At 57.0% G+C, this 17,187-nt stretch carries 14 protein-coding genes; 9 read left to right on the top strand and 5 right to left on the bottom strand.

Annotated elements, in window-relative coordinates:
- Positions 1-35: 35 nt before the first annotated feature.
- Complete coding sequence (locus tag PspS49_RS14955; protein WP_160040033.1) at positions 36-950, bottom strand: LysR family transcriptional regulator; 915 nt, start codon at positions 948-950, stop codon at positions 36-38.
- 214 nt (positions 951-1,164) lie between these two features.
- Here PspS49_RS14955 and PspS49_RS14960 point away from each other — a divergent pair, with 214 nt between their 5' ends.
- From PspS49_RS14960 to PspS49_RS29995, 3 genes are all read left to right on the top strand, one after another.
- Positions 1,165-2,496: a nucleobase:cation symporter-2 family protein gene (locus PspS49_RS14960; protein ID WP_160040035.1), complete on the top strand. Its 1,332-nt coding sequence runs from the start codon at positions 1,165-1,167 to the stop codon at positions 2,494-2,496.
- A gap of 31 nt (positions 2,497-2,527) precedes the next feature.
- Positions 2,528-3,037, top strand: coding sequence for a nucleoside deaminase (locus PspS49_RS14965; protein WP_160040037.1), 510 nt, complete (start codon positions 2,528-2,530; stop codon positions 3,035-3,037).
- A gap of 147 nt (positions 3,038-3,184) precedes the next feature.
- Complete coding sequence (locus PspS49_RS29995) at positions 3,185-3,316, top strand: hypothetical protein (protein ID WP_086936038.1); 132 nt, start codon at positions 3,185-3,187, stop codon at positions 3,314-3,316.
- 97 nt (positions 3,317-3,413) lie between these two features.
- Here PspS49_RS29995 and PspS49_RS14970 read toward each other — a convergent pair whose 3' ends face one another.
- From PspS49_RS14970 to PspS49_RS14985, 4 genes are all read right to left on the bottom strand, one after another.
- Positions 3,414-3,809: a hypothetical protein gene (locus tag PspS49_RS14970; protein WP_160040039.1), complete on the bottom strand. Its 396-nt coding sequence runs from the start codon at positions 3,807-3,809 to the stop codon at positions 3,414-3,416.
- A gap of 215 nt (positions 3,810-4,024) precedes the next feature.
- On the bottom strand, positions 4,025-6,472 hold the full coding sequence (locus tag PspS49_RS14975) for a fimbria/pilus outer membrane usher protein (protein WP_160042542.1): 2,448 nt from the start codon (positions 6,470-6,472) through the stop codon (positions 4,025-4,027).
- A gap of 218 nt (positions 6,473-6,690) precedes the next feature.
- Complete coding sequence (locus PspS49_RS14980; RefSeq protein WP_034154083.1) at positions 6,691-7,440, bottom strand: molecular chaperone; 750 nt, start codon at positions 7,438-7,440, stop codon at positions 6,691-6,693.
- 68 nt (positions 7,441-7,508) lie between these two features.
- Positions 7,509-8,114 carry a fimbrial protein gene (locus PspS49_RS14985; protein WP_034154082.1) on the bottom strand — a complete coding sequence of 202 codons (606 nt, stop codon included), beginning with the start codon at positions 8,112-8,114 and terminating at the stop codon, positions 7,509-7,511.
- Between the two features lie 319 nt (positions 8,115-8,433).
- Between PspS49_RS14985 and PspS49_RS14990 the strand changes: the two genes are divergently transcribed.
- The 6 genes from PspS49_RS14990 (at position 8,434) to PspS49_RS15015 (ending at position 17,158) form a co-directional block, all read left to right on the top strand.
- The gene (locus PspS49_RS14990) at positions 8,434-9,654 is read left to right on the top strand and encodes an EAL domain-containing response regulator (protein ID WP_122661958.1); all 1,221 of its coding nucleotides are present in this window, start codon (positions 8,434-8,436) and stop codon (positions 9,652-9,654) included.
- Between the two features lie 174 nt (positions 9,655-9,828).
- Positions 9,829-10,536 carry a response regulator transcription factor gene (locus PspS49_RS14995; protein WP_034154080.1) on the top strand — a complete coding sequence of 236 codons (708 nt, stop codon included), beginning with the start codon at positions 9,829-9,831 and terminating at the stop codon, positions 10,534-10,536.
- Positions 10,537-10,543: 7 nt separating this feature from the next.
- Positions 10,544-14,176: a transporter substrate-binding domain-containing protein gene (locus PspS49_RS15000; protein ID WP_160040041.1), complete on the top strand. Its 3,633-nt coding sequence runs from the start codon at positions 10,544-10,546 to the stop codon at positions 14,174-14,176.
- A gap of 104 nt (positions 14,177-14,280) precedes the next feature.
- The gene (locus PspS49_RS15005) at positions 14,281-14,664 is read left to right on the top strand and encodes a hypothetical protein (RefSeq protein WP_077572902.1); all 384 of its coding nucleotides are present in this window, start codon (positions 14,281-14,283) and stop codon (positions 14,662-14,664) included.
- 309 nt (positions 14,665-14,973) lie between these two features.
- Complete coding sequence (locus PspS49_RS15010) at positions 14,974-15,435, top strand: hypothetical protein (protein ID WP_077572901.1); 462 nt, start codon at positions 14,974-14,976, stop codon at positions 15,433-15,435.
- Between the two features lie 94 nt (positions 15,436-15,529).
- A complete protein-coding gene (locus tag PspS49_RS15015) occupies positions 15,530-17,158 on the top strand; it encodes a methyl-accepting chemotaxis protein (RefSeq protein ID WP_077572900.1) in 1,629 nt (542 codons plus the stop codon).
- The last annotated feature ends 29 nt before the right edge of the window (positions 17,159-17,187 follow it).

A 17,187-nucleotide genomic window follows, 5' to 3' on the forward strand; every position in this document is an offset into this window, starting at 1 on the left:
CGAGGCCCGCTTTGGCGGGCCTCTTTGTTCCCACGTCAAAGGGTGGTGATCTGCCCGTTGCGATCCAGCTCATACACCTTGTTGCCCTGCAATTTCTCCTTCAGCCACCGCTCCGCGTTGCCCAGCGGTCGCTGCCGCGCCCACAGCAAATCCACACCAATCTGCCAGTCGGTATGCGGATACGCCGAGAGCTGTAGCTCCACCAGCTCACCCTTGGCCAGTTCACGCTGAACAAGCTGGCGGGGCAGGGTGGCCCAACCGAGCCCGGCGCGGACCATTTCCAGTAACGCCAGATAGCTTTCCGCTTGCCACAACTGGGTCGAGCGCAGGTATTCGCTGCTCGGCAGTTTGCTCGCGTGGGCGCTGAAGGCCAGGCGCCGATGGACGTGCAGGTCGTCGAACGTGACGTTATCGAGTTGCGCCAATGGATGGTCGGGGTGGCAGACGTGCAGCATGATCAGCTTGCCCAGTTGCTGAAACGCCAGCTCCTTGGGATAGCCGGGCTGTGAGAACGCCACACCGAGTACCGCTTCGCCGCTGCTGACCAGTTCGCTGACGTCGCCGTAAACCGGATGGCGGATGATCAGGTCGACAAAGGGGAACGCGGCTTCGAAGGCTTTGAGCACCGGCATGATCGGCCCGTACGGCGTTTCAATCGCCAGTGTCAGGCTGGTTTCGACGTTGTCCGAAAGGCAGTCAGCGTGGGCTTCGAAGGTCATGCAGCGTTCGAGCACGGCTTCGGCCTGCACCAGCAATTTGTGGCCGCTGGCGGTGAGGGCAGGGCTGCGGTTGCTGCGGTCGAACAGGTCGACGCCAAGGTCGGTTTCGAGGTTGGCAATCGCCGCGCTGATGGTCGATTGGGTCTTGCCCAGTTGGCGCCCGGCGGCGGAAAACGATCCGCTTTTGACCACTTGGACGAACATCAACAGTTGATCGAGTGAGAAGCGCAAGCGGTGAACTCCCGGGTCGAAAATGAAGGTTTGGAGCGGCTAACGAATGCCTGATTGTGCCATCGAAAAAAGCGATGGTTGCTAATTTGTTTCATCGCAATAAACGTTCAAATATGCCCTCGCGTCAAACGATCTCCGGGGCGGATCTGACTTTCAAGCGTCCCTGAGCATGCCCGCGATCTCAACAGATGCCGCACCTTCAGGAGCGTGTGAAATGACTACACAACGCATTCATCCGGTGGACGAGGTTTTGCCACTGCGACAGTTGTTCACGTTTGGCTTGCAGCATGTGCTGGTGATGTACGCGGGAGCGGTGGCGGTGCCGCTGATTCTCGGCAGTGCGATGGGCCTGACCTCGGCGCAGGTGGTGTTGCTGATCAACGCCAACCTGTTGACCTCTGGCGTGGCGACGCTGATTCAAACTCTCGGCTTCTGGAAATTCGGCGCACGGCTGCCGCTGATTCAGGGCTGCTCGTTCATTGCTCTGGCGCCGATGATCATGATCGGCAAGGAATTCGGCCTCAGTCAGATTTTCGGTGCGGTGATCGCCGCCGGCTTTATCACCATTGCCCTGGCACCGGTGTTCAGCCGCTTGCTGCGGTTTTTTCCGCCGGTGGTGATTGGCAGTCTGATCACCATTATCGGCATCTCGCTGATGCCGGCGGCGGCGATCTGGCTGGGCGGCGGCAATCCCGACTCGGCGGATTTCGGCAATCCGGCGAACTTGTTGCTGGGTCTGGCCACGGTCAGCGTGACACTGGTGATCTATGCCAAATGCAAGGGCTTCCTCGGCAACCTCAGCGTGTTGATCGGCCTGTTCGTCGGCAGTCTGATCGCAGCGGCTTGCGGCATGACTCACTTCAATCGGGTCAGCGAAGCCGCGTGGTTTGAGCTGAGTGCGCCGATGGCCTTCGGCGCGCCGGACTTCGCGCCGGTGCCCATTCTGATCATGACCCTGGCGATGCTGGTGATCATGGCGGAGACCACCGGCAACTGCTTGGCGATCGGCAAACTGACCGGCAAACCGACCACGCAAAAGACCCTCGGCAACGCGTTTCGCGCCGACGGCTTGTCGACCATGCTCGGTGGTTTGTTCAACAGTTTTCCTTACAACGCCTTCACCCAGAACACCGGTTTGATTGCGCTTTCCAACGTCAAAAGCCGCTTCGTCGTGGCCGCCGCCGGGGCAATCATGGTGCTGATGGGGTTGTTCCCGAAACTCGGCGCGTTGATTGCGGCGGTGCCGACACCGGTGCTCGGTGGTTGCGCAATCGTGATGTTCGGCATGACCACGGTGGCAGGGATTCAGGAACTGTCGCGGGTGCAGTTCGAGGGCACTCGCAACGGCATCATCGTCGCCGTGTCGGTGAGTGTCGGCGTGCTGCCGATGTCCTTTCCTGCGCTGTTCGAACACGTTGAGCCGACGTTGAAACTGGTGCTCGACAGCGGGATTTTCCTCGGAGCGATCACCGCCATCGCCCTCAACATCCTGCTCAACAACGAAAAAAAATCGACCGAAACCCTCGGCGCTGAACTGGCCGACTGACCTTTTGTTTTCCACTGCCCAGGAGTTACCCATGAATCAATTCACTCAGCTCATCCCGGCTGGCGTCAGCGATCTGGATCTGGCGTTGTTGCACCAGACCATCGCCTTGTCCGAGGCATCGAAACAACGCGGTCGCCATCCGTTCGCGGCATTGGTGGCCGACCGCAACGGCAAGGTGATTGTCGAAGCGGGGAATAACTCGATGCCGCCGGAAGGCGATCCGACGCAGCACGCCGAGTTGGTGGCGGCCGCCGCAGCGGCAAAATTGCTGTCGCCGCAAGAGCTGGAACTGTGCACGCTGTACACCAGCGCCGAACCTTGCTGCATGTGCGCCGGCGCGGTGTATTGGACCGGAATCGGGCGAGTGGTTTATGCCTTGTCGGAGCATGCCTTGCTGGGATTGACGGGGGATCATCCGGAGAACCCGACGTTCTCTCTGCCGTGCCGCGAGGTGTTCGCCAAGGGGCAGCGCAAGGTCAGTGTGCTGGGGCCGATGCTGGAGGGGGAGGCGGCTGAACCGCACAAGGGCTTCTGGTTGTAACCGCTTTGAAACGAAGCGCGCGTGGTGTGAGGTTGCGCTATCCAGAGACTTAAGAGTACTTGCTCGCCGAGAGGGAGAAGGTGCGAAGTTTTGGAACTGCCAGCCCTCGGCCGATGCCGAATGAGTAACCAGAACGAGGGCAAAGCAATGACTGAAGAAACAGCACAATTTCCAGAGGAAGAAGTACCTGATCAATCGACGCCGGCGCATTCCACAGAGGAAGAGCAAAAGCGCCTCAAAGATTTTAACAAGGAAGGCATCCCGCCCGGCAGCTGCTGATGGGTAGGCACTGGCTCGGGCCACGTACCTTCGGCGCGTCGCTTTGCGACGCGCCATGAGGCGTTGGCCTGCGCCAGTGCGGCCATCGGCGGGGATTTCAAGCGTGTGTGTCAACGCTGAGTGTCATTTGGATCAATGTTGCCTGCAGCGCGTGGAGGTTGCCAGCACATACAGAAATCTGATTTTGAATCTCGATTGTTCTTTGAGACTTCTCTTCTTCTGGCATATTCATTCTTTCGATTTTAGCCAGCTCTGCTCTGCGAGTGGCAAGTTGTTGCTGCATCTCGGCAATTTGTTTTTTTATGAGCTCGACTGCACTAATAGGCTGTTTGACCGTATCAACACCTTCTTCTCTGGAATCAATTCTAATCTTGTCGTCGCTAGTGGTTTTCTTCGTAAGTGATAGATGATTTTGCGAATCTGATTTTATGTGTTGGTTGTTCTCTGGTTTTTTCTTATAGATGGTTACGCTCATTGCACTGATTTTTGGCATGGCTAATTCTCTTGGCTTTCTCGGCTATAGGGCGTTGGGGCTATTGATCTCACACGGTTGCGCGTGAGTGCTCACTACGCCTTTTATGGTAATGAGTCTTCTGCATGAGGATATAGGAATTGTCTTGTTTTTATGCGCCATGGCTAGACGCGCAGAAACGACAAGGCTCTGAATAAATCAGAGCCTTGATATTGAAGATTGAAGAATTGAACGTGTTATTTCGATGTGTCTACGCTGGTTGAGCAAGAAAGCCGGTAATGCTCATAGTTCAAATCCTTCAGTCGTTCTGGAAGCTTGTAAGGGGCGGGGCAACTTTTACCCTGCCACTTGATTGTAATAATCCCTTGATCTTTGGTAACAAGCGCTAACGCCTTGCCGGTGGGGTCGGAAAGTGCCAGTTGTTTACCATCGGCATCCATCAATACCGCTCCGAATGGGAGGGGGTTGCCCTCGGCATCGTAGAGTTCGAACTGGATCCGTCGACCTTTGCTGCCCTCGAAGCGCGCGAGCACTACTGAACCTCGTCTCGGTACGAGTTGTCGAGTGGCGTTGTCCAGCTCTATGTCACCGCCGAGATTTCGTGTGTCCAGTGTCACCCAATTCACGCGATAGGGCTGTGCGTTTGGAAGGACGGCATAGCCGTTGAGGCCGGTTTTCACGCCGGAGTAGCTGCTGACTTCTACCCCTGACATGCCAGGCACTTCCACCATTGCGAATGTTTCGCCGACGGTCTGGCCCATGTTGATTCCCCCCGCGTGAGCCACGATCGATCCGGCCGCGCTCAGGTTCTGTGATTCATAACCGCTGCCTCGGCTGTAGCCCAATCCCAGATCGCCCATCGCTGTACGGGTACTCAGGCTGAGTGAGCCGGAGCGATCACCTTGCACACTGCGCCCGGTCTGTACGGAATAGTAGGTGTCACTGTCTTCAGTCAGATAACCATTGATCCCGGCTTGTGTACTGGTGCCGGTATTCTGATGATTGCTGGAAATGTAGGCGCGAGGTGCGCGAGGTGTCGATCCGAGCGGGAATGAGATCGAAACGCTCAATTGGGTGTCGTGAGTGGTGTCGCCGCGTGTGCCGAATTCCTCGGTTTTACTCAAGCTGATGTTGTAGTTCAGGTCGCGCCAATTGTTGTTGTAACCGGCGGAGAAGCTGCGCGAGCCGCCGCGATCCCAATAGCGCTGATCACTGGCATTCAAGTACAGCGAGCCGTACTGGCGCGCTTCGCCCAGGGTCTGGTTGACCGTGAGGTCGGTACGGGTTTTGGCGTTACCTGCGCGCCGTGTAGCGCCGGTGCTGGTGTCTTGAACGTGGTCGGTCAGCGTGCGGTAACCCTCGGTCGAATAACGATAGGCGGCGAGGGTGAAGCTGGTATCGGTGCCGGTGAAGGTCTTTGCATAGAGCGCGCGTACGCTGCTGCCCTGGGTCGTTTTGCCAAATGCCTTGCTGGACGATTGCGTCACGTCCAGCGACATCGCGCCAATCGAAGTGTTCTTCGCCGCACCGACGGAAAGCGCCTTGAAACCATTGCTGGCCTGAATGCCGGCAATGCCTGTCAGGTTGCTGGTCAGACCGTAGGCGAAAGTGCCGCCCAGGAAGGCCGGCTTGTCATAGCCTTCGCTGTTGTTGTTGAATTTGCCGCTCGACAGGCTGTACTTCAACTGTCCCTCACGCACCATCGTCGGCAGGGCGGAGAACGCCTGCCGGGTGACCTTGCGCCGACCATCCGCCTCGACAATGGTGATCTCCAGATCGCCATTGGAACCCGATGGATAGATATCACTGATCTCGAACGGCCCCGGCGGCACGTTGGTGGTGTAAAGAATGTAGTTATCCTGGCGGACCTCGATCTTCGCATTGGTTTCAGCCACGCCACGAATGATTGGCGCATAGCCGCGCTCGCTGTCTGCGCGCATGCCCTCATCAGAGGCTACCTTGACGCCTTGATAGCGCACGCTGTCGAACAGGTCTGAGTCGGAAAAGATTTCACCCGCGCTCAGTTGCCCCTTGATCGCCGTGAGGTCGCGCTGGATGAAAGTGCGGTTGCTGACAAACCGATTGGGCCGGCCGGTGGCACTGCTCAGATTGGACTCGTTACGCAAACGCCAGGCACCGAAGTTGATGCCGTTGCGCAGCCCCAGATTATTGGAGATCTGCGTCGAGTAATCGGTTTTGCTGCGGGTGCTGCTCAACTGATAGTTGATGAATCCGGCGGCCACGCCATCGTCCCAAAGCTCTGGGTCAACATAGCCGCGCATGCCGCGTGCCATAGCAACCTGCGGCACGCTGATATTGAGGCGCAGGCGGTTGGCGTCAAAACTGATACTGGCTTGCTCGATCATCGACGCAAGATCGTAGTGATCGGCAGGCCGTTGCTCATCAACCAGACCTTGCTCACGCAGTTTGCGCATGTCCACACCCAGCTGCTGTAACAATTCCAGGGTGATACGTGGCTCGACTTTGCCGTTGAGCGGGTTGGCCGCGAAATCAACGTCGCGACGACCGACCAGCGTGCCGTTGCTGAAAACGTCAACGCGATATCGGCCAGGCAGAACGCTGTTGGCATTCAACAAAGGCTGCAGATCGACCGCCGATGAACCTTCCAGAAACAAGGTATTGAACGCTTCACCCGCTACCGCGGCGGGGCCTTCGGCACCCATGGCGAAGCCACAAATGGCCATGTTGATGGCAAAGCACAATGGATGCAGGCAGCCCAACGCCGTTTTGTTTTTATGGCGCGCAACGTGATGCTTTACACAACTTGAAGATGTGTGGTGTTGGGAGGAAAACATGCAATTTGCCTTATCAGTCCGTGTTGCTTCAACCGGAGTCCGGAACTCGTAAATAGCTTGTGAATTGGCGGGGCGGGGCGAGGAAGTTACTGGGCGGATGCATCTTTCACGCGCTCGGCATGACTTTCGATAGCGCTGAGTGGTGCATCGAATCGTTGTTGTGCGCCGTAATCATTAATGGCTGAAAAAGTCAGGCGTGGAGAACCGGGTGGCAACTCTTTCAAGTTGAACGAGCGAACTTCGCCCGGAGCGATCATTGTCGAATCAATCACCAGTTCCGCTTTATTTCCAGCAGCGACTTTCAGGTCGGCCAGCGATACGTGGTAATTGCTTTGATTTTTTACTTTCAGTACCGACTTGCCAGCTTGCGTGACCAGTTGCCATACAAGTTGCACCGGCGCTTGCGCGGCGGCTCCGGTGAGTCCGTCCGGACGGAAGAAAACCTTGATGCGCTGACGTACCGCCAGTTGCAGCGTATTGACATCGGCAGCACTGGCCTGAGGGATTTCCTGCACGTTCAGCCACACCACCGACTCTTTGTCCGCAGGCATGCCGCGGCCTTCATAAAGAATCCTCAACAGTTGCTGTTGATTGGGTTCGAGTCGGGCCAGCGGTGGAGTCACCGCGAACGGCGGCGCGCTGCCAGCCGCGTCGCCGGCATCCAGCCACGATTGCGCCAGGATGGTTTGCCCGCCGTTGCGCACGGTGACGTTTGCCTCTTTGTGCGCGCCATCGAAAATGATCCGGGTGGAACTCAAGGAGATGCTGGCGAATGCCGAGTGCGTCATCAACAACCCGGCAAGCCCCAGGCAGAGCGGAAAATAGCGACTTAACATAGTTTTCACCGATTGATCTGGTGGGGAAGGACGAGGCACAGCGGCCCCGTCCAGGTATTGCGCGCTGCTTATTCGTATTCGAGAACGAACGGCAGAGTGGCGTTACCGGTACCTGCAGTAGCGGTGGTCTTGTCGCCGGTGGTGACGTAAGCGGCTGCGAACGACAGGGTGCCGTCGCCGCCAGTGGTGCCGTCGCCGGTCAGACTGGTCTGTACTTTGGCAGTGGCTTCAGAGCTCAGGTCGATCAACTGGCCGTTGCTGTCCAGCAGCGCGATACCTACGCCTTTGGCTGCATCAGTACCTTGCAGCTTGAGAACTTTCTTGCCATCAACCAGGCCCGAACCACCGTTGACGGTTGGTTTGAACAGCATCGACACTTTGGTGCCGGCGTTGCAGTTCACTTTCAGGTTGAAATCGTTGGCAGCCACGCGACCAGCACCCGGGGCAGAATCGGTGCCCATGTCTTTGATCGACACGCTGCCCATGTCCACAGCGATCATCTTGTCGTTACCCGAAGCGCCATCTACCGAGCAAGCGTCGTTGTTGATGACGCCGGTGAAACTGATTTGACCGCTGCCGCCCTTGACGGCTTTAGCGGCTTCTTCTTCAGCCAGTGCGCCAGTGGAGGCAGCCAGTACGGAAAGAGTGAGTACTGCGAAAGCGAACTTTTTCATGTTTATATCCGAAGTTATTGTGAAGTGCTGCATTGAAATGCCAGGCCATGTTAGGTCGGTGATAGCGATGGGTCTTTGAGATTTGTCTTAAAGCGTGGCAAGTGCGAACAAGGCGGCAATATCGGAAGTGCGTATTTATATTCTCAGTAAAGTGCAGTGGACTAAATGAGACAATTCTCAAAGTCGCGCGAGCTCTACCTGATTAGTATTCGCGGACGCAGAAATTCTCAGTCAATGCAAAGTTTGTGAGCAATCTTTCTGTTGGAAGATGATTCAAGCTTTTCGCTATTAATGGCTGATAGAACGAGGTTCCCGGTTTGTGAACACGCTTCGTATATTGGTATTGGAAGATCACGCCTTCCAGCGCACGGCTGCGGTCAGCGCGCTTAACAGTCTGGGTTACAAAAATATCTTTCAGGCGGCTGACGGAAAGGATGCGCTGGCTTTGATCTCCCAGGCAGGAGGTGTGGACGTTGCGTTGTGTGACTTGAGCATGGCCGGGATGGATGGTTTGACCTTTCTGCGCCTGGCGAGAGAGGCCGGATTGATTCGCGCAGTGATCATCTGCAGTTCACTGCCTGAAGACTTGTTACGCACGGTCGATCGAATTGTCACGTTGCAGGGCCTGGAATTGCTTGGCAGTGTCGGCAAGCCCTTGATGGTCGATGTACTGGCGCCATTGCTGGCTCGCTATCGGCCGCACAGCCAGGTCGATGCCAAACTGGCGGAAAGTCATCTCGATCAGCCTACGGAGAACGAAGTGCTCGAAGCGATACGCCGGCAGGAATTTCGCGCGTACTTCCAGCCCAAGTTTCACCTGCGCAGTGGTGAGGTGGATGGCGCCGAGGTGCTGGTGCGCTGGCAAAGCCCCAGTCGCGGGTTGCTTTCACCGGGTATGTTTCTGCCAACGATCGAGCGTTGCGGACTGCTCGACGAAATGTTTTTCAGCCTGCTCACGCAAGGACTGAGTCTGCAGCGTTTCGTGCAGTCCCACGGCAAGCCGTTCAAGCTCGCCTTCAATCTCGACGTCACGCAGATGGCCAACCCGAATCTCGTCGACCGGATCAAGGCGCTGTTGCGCATTCACGGCGCCTCGCCAGCCGGGCTCATATTCGAGCTGACGGAAACCGGTCTGCTGCAGATGCCCGAGATCAGCATGGAAAACATGGTGCGTCTGCGCATGCTCGGCTTCAGCCTGGCGATCGATGATTTCGGTGTCGGCTACTCTTCGCTGGAGCGACTGTGTCAGATGCCGTTCAACGAAATCAAACTCGACGCCGGTTTTGTGCAGAATTTCCAGCAGGCTCGCTACAGTGCGGTTATCCACGGTGCACTGGCCTTGGCGCGCGAGCTGGACATGCGAGTGGTCGCAGAAGGCATTGAAACCGCAGATCAGGTTCATCACCTGGCTCGACTCGGTTGCCAGTGGGGGCAGGGTTTCTTCTATGCCCGGCCCATGAATTGGGCGCACCTGGTCGATTGGCGTTTCGAGGGTCAAAAATCGTCCTGGCGCCGGGCAATAGGCACGTCCGACCTTTGATCCGCGCGCGCGGTCTGACTTTTGGGACAAAGCCCTATTTCGTCACGTCTTCAAAACAATCATCATGTGACGAGAAATCAATCAGATGCACCTGAATGCTTCGGTGATGCCCGGGATCGGCTGCGGTTGCCAAGTGCTGATGATCCTTCAACCCTCCTCATCATGGAGCTGTTCATGCATTGGTCAGTCGTGAATCCGTTACGCGTTGCCATCCTTGATGATCACTCGCTCATACGTCTGGCGATGAAATCGCGGCTGACGCGCGAAGCCGAGTTCAGTGTCGTGGGCGTGTACGCGAGCAGTGCGCAGTTGCTCGCTGGATTGCGCGAGACCGAAATCGACCTGCTGATACTCGACTACAAGCTGCACGATGGCGAGCTGGACGGGCTTAATCTGATTCGCCTGCTGCGCAAGCAATATCCGGGCATGCGCATCCTCGTCTCATCCTCCGAAGAGCGCCCGGCAGTAGTGAACATGGCGATCGGAGCGGGCGTCAGCGGATTCTTCGGCAAGTCCCAGCCAGTCGATGACCTGATCACCGGCATCCGCTGCGCAGCGTCCGGCCAGTTGTACCTGTCGCAGGCAATGGCCTTCGAACTTGATGTGCTGCCTGTGTCAGTCGATGAGCCTGCTGGTAGCAATGATGACGGCGCGGCGCACAGCGACGATTTTCTGAGCAATCCTCTGCTGTCGCCGAAAGAGAAAGAAGTCTTGCGCTGCTGCCTCGAGGGTATGGGGGTGACGCAGATCGCTTTGAAGTTCTCGCGCAGTCGCAAAACCATCAGTGGGCAAAAACAGGCCGCTTTCAAAAAGCTTGGCATTCGTGGTGATGCAGAGCTGTTCAAGTTGCAGCACAGCCTGACAGCCGACAACCAGGGATAACTCGCTTATGTTTCATCTGTTGCGCGGTGTTTTGCTAGTCAGTGTGCTTTTCGTGTTCGGTAGCGGGTCGTTGTGGGCAGCAGAGCCGCGCACTCTGCAGGTGTTCGGTCGATCGGACTGCAAGGAGGTGCAAGTCGATCTGGGCAATGAAGACTGGAGTTGGCTACGGCAGAAACGCAGCCTCGTATTGGGATCGGCGCTTCCGGATTTTCCGCCCTATGTCATGACCGCAAGCGGTACGCGTTATGAGGGGATTGCCGCCGACATTGCCTGCATTATCGGCCAGGCCTTGCATGTCGAAGTTACCGTCAAGGCTTATCCTGACCGTCGCGAGGCCATGGCGGCGCTTGAACGCGGCGACATCGACATGTTGGGCAGCTCCAACAGTTTCGAGTTGATCGATGGCCTCGTCACGCTCAGCAAACCTTATGTCGAAGACGTGCCGGCGATGTTCATGCGCGGCGATGATCGGCGACCGATGCCGGCCAATCTGGCCGGTCTGCGTATTGCGGTTGCCGACGATTACCTGCCATCCAGTCAGCTGCATGGCTTGTACCCCAACGCCGAGTTCGTACTTTTCCCATCGAACGAGTTGGCACTGGCCGCGCTGGCGTTTGGCAAAGTCGATTTGTTTCTGGGCGACACGGTGTCCAGCAATTATCTTATCAATCTCAACTACTTCAACTATGTGCGCCTGCACTCTTTCGTCAAAACGCAAACCAGCGGTTTCAGCTTTGCCTTGCGCCGAGGTAATGATCAACTGCTGCGTCTGATCGACTCGGTCATCGAGTCGATGGGTGAGGGCAAGATAGCCGAAATTTCCAAGCGCTGGTCCGGTGGCGGCGGGGCACTGACACCCAAACGCATCGATCTGACACCCGGTGAAGCACGCTGGCTTGAACTGCACCCGGTCGCGCGGTTCGTGATCAATGACGATCAGGCGCCATTTGCGTTCTTTGATGGCGATGGCAATTTTGGCGGGATCGGCGCCGATCTGCTGGAGCTGATTCAGCGGCGCACTGGTTTGCAGATCGATGTAGAGCGCACCGACAGTTTTTCCAGCTTGAGCACACGCCTGCTGGATGGCAGTGCCGATATCTCGTTGCTGACGCCAACCGTCTCCCGTGAAGTCGGTATGCGTTTCACCCACCCGTTCCTCGCCAGTCCCTTTGTGATCGTCACCGCCAAGGACGCAGGCGCGCCGTCAAGCCTGCAGGAGCTACGCGGCAAGCGTGTCGCCGTCCCCGAGAGTTCGGCGGAGCGTGAGCTGCTCAAGGATTACCCCGACATCGAGATTGTCGACAGCGAAACAGTGCTGGGCGCTCTGGCTGACGTGAAGGATGGGCGAGCAGACGCGATGATTACCACGTTGCACAGTGCGCGTTACTACATCGCTCACATCTACAGCGACAGTTTGCGCATCTCCAACATCGTCGGCATGAACAAGGGTTTCCTCGCCTTCGCCGCCCGACGCGCCGATACCGAACTGGTCAGCATTCTGAACAAGGCTCTGTTGAGCATTCCACCCGATGAGCTGGACGTGATTCTCAACCGTTGGCGTCCCATTGCTGCGTTCTCGGGTTTGTCGTGGCGCGATTACAAGACGTTGATCTACCAGATCAGCGCTGGCGCATTCCTGATCATCCTCGGATCGCTGGCGTGGAATTTCTATATTCGCCGGCAGATCCGCGAGCGCAGTCGGGCAGAGCGCTTGCTCGGCGATCAACTGAAGTTCATGGGGGCGCTGATCAACGGCACGCCGCATCCCATTTACGTTCGCGATCGGGAAGGTCGGCTTGTCACCTGCAATAACAATTATCTGCAGACGTTTGGCCTGTTGGAAAAGGACGTGATTGGCAAGACCGTGCTCGAAAGCGGCAAGCGCAATCGCCAGGAGGCGTTGCAATTTCACGATGACTATCTGCGCGTCATCGAGCGGGACGAACCTTACGAGGTGGATCGCACGCTGCATGTCGGTGATACGCGGCTGATCATTTATCACTGGATTCAGCCTTATCACGACACAACGGGCGAAGTCAGAGGCGTGATCTGCGGCTGGATCGACATCAGCGAGCGCCGCGAACTGATCGAAGAGTTGCGTTCGGCGAAAGAGCTGGCCGATGAGTCGAGCCGCGCCAAAACCACATTCCTGGCGACGATGAGCCACGAAATCCGTACGCCGATGAGCGCCGTGATCGGCATGCTTGAACTCACACTCAAGCGCGCCGAGCAGGGCCACTTCGATCGACCGGCGATTGAAGTGGCCTACGACTCGGCCAAAGGCCTGCTGGAGCTGATCGGCGACATTCTCGATGTGGTTCGCATCGAGTCTGGGCATGTCAGTCTTTCGCCGAAACGTGCCAACCTGCGCGAACTGGTCGAATCCGTAGCGCGGGTCTTCGACGGCCTGGCCAGGCAGAAGAGTCTGGTGTTGAAGCTCGATATCGACGCCACCGTCGGCTGTGACGTACTGGTTGATCCGATGCGCTTCCAGCAGGTGCTCTCGAACCTGGTCGGCAATGCCATCAAGTTTACCGATACCGGGCATGTCAGCGTCTCGATTCGTGGCCAACGCCTTGCTGACGAACGTTTGCAGGTCGACTTGAAAGTCGAGGACACCGGCATCGGCATTTCCAGCGCTGATTTGCAGAACCTGTTCCAGCCGTTTTCGCAAGCCAATCACGGCCCCTCGAACCGGGGCGGCACCGGTCTGGGGTTGGCGATTTCACGTTCGCTGTGCGAGTTGATGGGCGGGCGGCTGAACATCACCAGTACGCTGGGCAAAGGCACCTGCCTGGAAGTATCGCTGTTCTTCAATATCCTCAGTCCGCTCGGCGGCAAGGTGCTGCCTGTTTCGGTCGTCCAGGACAAGCCAGTGCCGACGCTGCGGATTCTGGTAGTGGATGACCAGAGCGCCAATCGTCTGCTGCTGATGCAGCAGCTCAGCTTTCTTGGCCAGGCGGTGCGTGACGCTGCCGATGGAGCGCAGGCATTGGCGTTGTGGCGCTCTGAGCCGTTCGACATTGTCATCACGGACTGCAACATGCCGGTCATGAACGGCTATGAACTGGCCCGCACCATCCGCCAGGACGAACGCGACAGTGGTGGCGCGCCGTGTATCGTCTTGGGCTTCACAGCCAACGCGCAGCCGGAAGAAAAAGTGAAATGCCGAGAGGCGGGGATGGATGACTGTCTGTTCAAACCGATCAGCCTCAGCACCTTGTCGACCATGCTTGCCGGCTGGGAAAAGAATGTCGAAACCGAGCCGGTTCAAAGCCCGCCAGCGGCGAGTATCAAGGAGCTGGGGTCGATTCGCGAGCGTCTGACCGAACTCACCGGAGGCGATCTCGACATGATGAAAGAACTGCTGCGCGAGGCGCTGTCTAGTTGCGAGAAGGATCTGGAGGAGTTGCATTCGCTGATACCCGAAAGCGATCCCGGTTTGTTGGCTGACCTGGCACATCGGATCAAGGGCGCGGCGCGCATCGTCGCCGAGCATCAGGTCATCGAGGCGTGTAACGACCTTGAGGCCGAGTGCGAAGCGCCGGTCATCGATCCACTGGATATCAATCGCAGCGCGTTGAAGCTTGAGCATGCACAAGCTGATCTGATCAAGAAAATCAAACGGGTCGAGCTGTAACCGTATTGGCGCAGGGCCCTGCTGACTGGCCTTGTAATGAAGGGGGACGTTAAAGATCATTTTGCAACGGGCGATACCTTGGTTAATAACCATGGAGTTTCGCGATGATCATTCGACGTCCTTTATTGATTGCCAGTCTCTGCCTGCTTGGTTTTGACACCGTCAGCGCGGCCCAGTCTGCGCCCGTCAGCGGAGTGATTCGCTTCAGCGGACAGATTGTCGAGGCAAGTTGCATGGCGAGTGGCGCCAGCCGTGCTTCTGCTTCTTTCGAGCTGCTTGATTGTCCGCAGGCGAGCACTGGTCAGATGTTCTCGGTGACCAACGTCAGTGCGGCTGGGCGGGGTGAGCCGCGCCAGCAAGTATTCGTGAAGATGATTGCCGATACCCACGAGCAGGAAAAATATTACGACCAGCGCCTGCTGCTCACGGACAACAACGGCCACCCGATAACGACTGGCAATTACGTCGTGACGCTGACGCTGCCTTGATGGACTGAGAAAGAATGAGTTTGCGCCCCTTGTTTCAAGGTTACTGACAACAAGGGGCATTAATAATGAGAATTGTCTGGTTCGTACACAACCGTCTCGCGCTTCTGGCATTGCGCCGCTCTCCACTGTTGCAAAATCCCTCCCTCCAAAGACTTTGAACCATGCCGGGCCCCGCTAGCGCGGGCTTGTCAGCAAAGTGTGGTTTTCGTTCAGCGACCCCCGCGGTCATTTTGAGACAAGTCTCATATCGGACGGGCTGGCCCTTGGTTATTTTCTTGAAAGGAAGAATGGAGCTGCCAAAGGTGTCCGATGTTTCTTGAAAATAACCGAAGTCGATCCTTGCGGATCCTGATCGCCGATAGCGACGTGCGTAGAGGCCTGTCGATTGAACAGCAGTTCAACAAGCTGGGCTGTCTCAGCGTCGTGAACGTATGCACTTATCGTGACCTGAGAATACTGACGTATTACTGCCCCCAGCGGCTCAGCCTGGTCGTCGTCAATGCTGAGTTGCTCAACGAGATGGCGATGGATCCGCTCGATTTTTTTGGGGAAAACCCGCTGATTCGTCACCTGCTGATTTTCAACCCCAGTGATGATCATCAGTGGTCGAAGACCTTCTTCAACCCGCATCCGCAACGCTGGATGCGTCTGGTCTCGAAAATCAATCTGCCGCGATTGGCGGATTTTCTGATGCTGGCTGATCCCGCGCTCAATGAAAGTGCGGAGCCGGCCTCAACTGATCCCACGCTGTCTTCGTGTGCAAACCGCTAGCTGCACCCTTGCGCGGTGACGGCTGATTGTCTGCGCCAGCTTTCCTGCCAGCTCGTAAGACCCATTGTCTGAATACACTCTAAGGTAAGGCATCATGCTGCTTCGTAAACTCAACCTCGCGCCGCGATCGGCGCTGTGTTTTGGCTTGTTCTGTCTCATGATTATCGCGATCGGATTGATCGCCTTGCAGCAAGTCGACTTGCTCAACAAGGCAGAAACCTATGTCGAGACGACCATCGTGCCAAGCATCAAGCTGCTCGGCCAACTGGATCGCGAGTTCATCGAAATCAAGGGCAATAACGCCCGTTTGCGTAACCCTATCGAAACCCCTGAGCGCAAGGCTCAGGCCCTGATGGACATTCAGCAATCGCGTCAGCTCATCAAAAATCATCAACGAGCGCTCATTGATCTGCTGACTACTGACGCTGGGCGTAAAGCGTTCGAGGAGTTCGCCAAAGCACAAGCGGTCAATGATCAGGCGCAGGACCAATACCTTGAAACCGTGGCGAAAGGGCAGCTTGAAGCGGCCATTGCGCTGTCAAAGAATCAGATGCGTGCCGCCTCGGACGGCGTGCAGGTCGCGCTCAAAAAGCTGATTGCTCTCAACGAGATCGAAGCATATGAAGCGGGCAAGCAGGCCGACAATGTCTACGAACACACGCTGTTGATCGTCAGTGTGTTCATTGTCATTGCCATCGGTGCTTCCTTGGCCCTGGCGGTGTTGTACACGCGCAGCCTGACGGTGCCGATTGCAGGCTCGCTAAGGGTTGCGGAATGCATCGCCGCCAACGATTTGAGCGAAACCATCGCGCTGGATGGTTCCGATGAGGCGGCGCAGATGCTGTCTTCGTTGGCCGCGATGCAGGCCAGTTTGCGTGATGCGCTGATCATGATCCGTGACTCGTCCACGCAGTTGGCCGAAACCTCGGAAGTCATGCACGGCGTCACCGAAGATATTTCGCGTATCACTCAGCGTCAGAGTCATGAAATCGAAATGGCCGCCACCGCCGTGACTGAAATGAGTGCGGCGGTGGAGCAGGTCGCGGACAACGCCGCATCGACCTCGCAACTGACGTCGGAATCAAGCGCAGCAGCTGTTGCCGGTAAAGCCCAGGTCAGCGAAACGGTCGCGGCAATCAATCTGATGGTTTCCAGCGTGCATAGCACCTCGGCTGAAGTGCAGGCGCTTTCTACGATGGCGAGCGATATCAGCAGCGTGCTGGACGTGATCCGAGAAGTCGCCGAACAAACCAATCTGCTCGCTTTGAACGCGGCCATCGAAGCGGCACGGGCGGGGGAGGCGGGCCGTGGCTTTGCCGTGGTTGCAGATGAGGTGAGAGGGCTGGCGCAACGTACGCAGAAATCGACCGAGGACATTGAATCCATGGTCAGCTCCATTCAGTCGGGCACCAGTCGGGCGGTTTCTTCCATGAGCCACACCCGCTCTCAGGCCGAAAGAACGCTCGAGATGGCCAATATCGCCGGCGAAGTGCTGACCGACATTACTGGCTCACTGAATCTCATCAATGAACGAAATCTGCTGATGGCGACCGCTGCCGAAGAGCAGGCTCAGGTTGCACGCGAGGTGGATCGAAGCCTTATCAGCATTCGCGACCTGTCTTGCGAAACCGCAGAAGGTTCGAAACAGACGGCAGTTGCATCGGCGGAGCTTTCGCAATTGGCGGCCTCGCTGAATAAGTTGACCAAGGAATTCAAGCTTTAAAAAGTTAACGGGAAGCCCTGATTGCCAGG

This window comes from Pseudomonas sp. S49 (assembly GCF_009866785.1).
Lineage (GTDB): Bacteria > Pseudomonadota > Gammaproteobacteria > Pseudomonadales > Pseudomonadaceae > Aquipseudomonas.

Bases quoted from the DNA above. Each gene is read 5' to 3' on its own strand.
- PspS49_RS14960 (WP_160040035.1), top strand. From the start codon at position 1,165: ATGACTACACAACGCATTCATCCGGTGGACGAGGTTTTGCCACTGCGA.
- PspS49_RS14965 (WP_160040037.1), top strand. From the start codon at position 2,528: ATGAATCAATTCACTCAGCTCATCCCGGCTGGCGTCAGCGATCTGGAT.
- PspS49_RS29995 (WP_086936038.1), top strand. From the start codon at position 3,185: ATGACTGAAGAAACAGCACAATTTCCAGAGGAAGAAGTACCTGATCAA.
- PspS49_RS14970 (WP_160040039.1), bottom strand. From the start codon at position 3,809: ATGCCAAAAATCAGTGCAATGAGCGTAACCATCTATAAGAAAAAACCA.
- PspS49_RS14975 (WP_160042542.1), bottom strand. From the start codon at position 6,472: ATGGGTGCCGAAGGCCCCGCCGCGGTAGCGGGTGAAGCGTTCAATACC.
- PspS49_RS14980 (WP_034154083.1), bottom strand. From the start codon at position 7,440: ATGTTAAGTCGCTATTTTCCGCTCTGCCTGGGGCTTGCCGGGTTGTTG.
- PspS49_RS14985 (WP_034154082.1), bottom strand. From the start codon at position 8,114: ATGAAAAAGTTCGCTTTCGCAGTACTCACTCTTTCCGTACTGGCTGCC.
- PspS49_RS14995 (WP_034154080.1), top strand. From the start codon at position 9,829: ATGCATTGGTCAGTCGTGAATCCGTTACGCGTTGCCATCCTTGATGAT.
- PspS49_RS15000 (WP_160040041.1), top strand. From the start codon at position 10,544: ATGTTTCATCTGTTGCGCGGTGTTTTGCTAGTCAGTGTGCTTTTCGTG.
- PspS49_RS15005 (WP_077572902.1), top strand. From the start codon at position 14,281: ATGATCATTCGACGTCCTTTATTGATTGCCAGTCTCTGCCTGCTTGGT.
- PspS49_RS15010 (WP_077572901.1), top strand. From the start codon at position 14,974: ATGTTTCTTGAAAATAACCGAAGTCGATCCTTGCGGATCCTGATCGCC.
- PspS49_RS15015 (WP_077572900.1), top strand. From the start codon at position 15,530: ATGCTGCTTCGTAAACTCAACCTCGCGCCGCGATCGGCGCTGTGTTTT.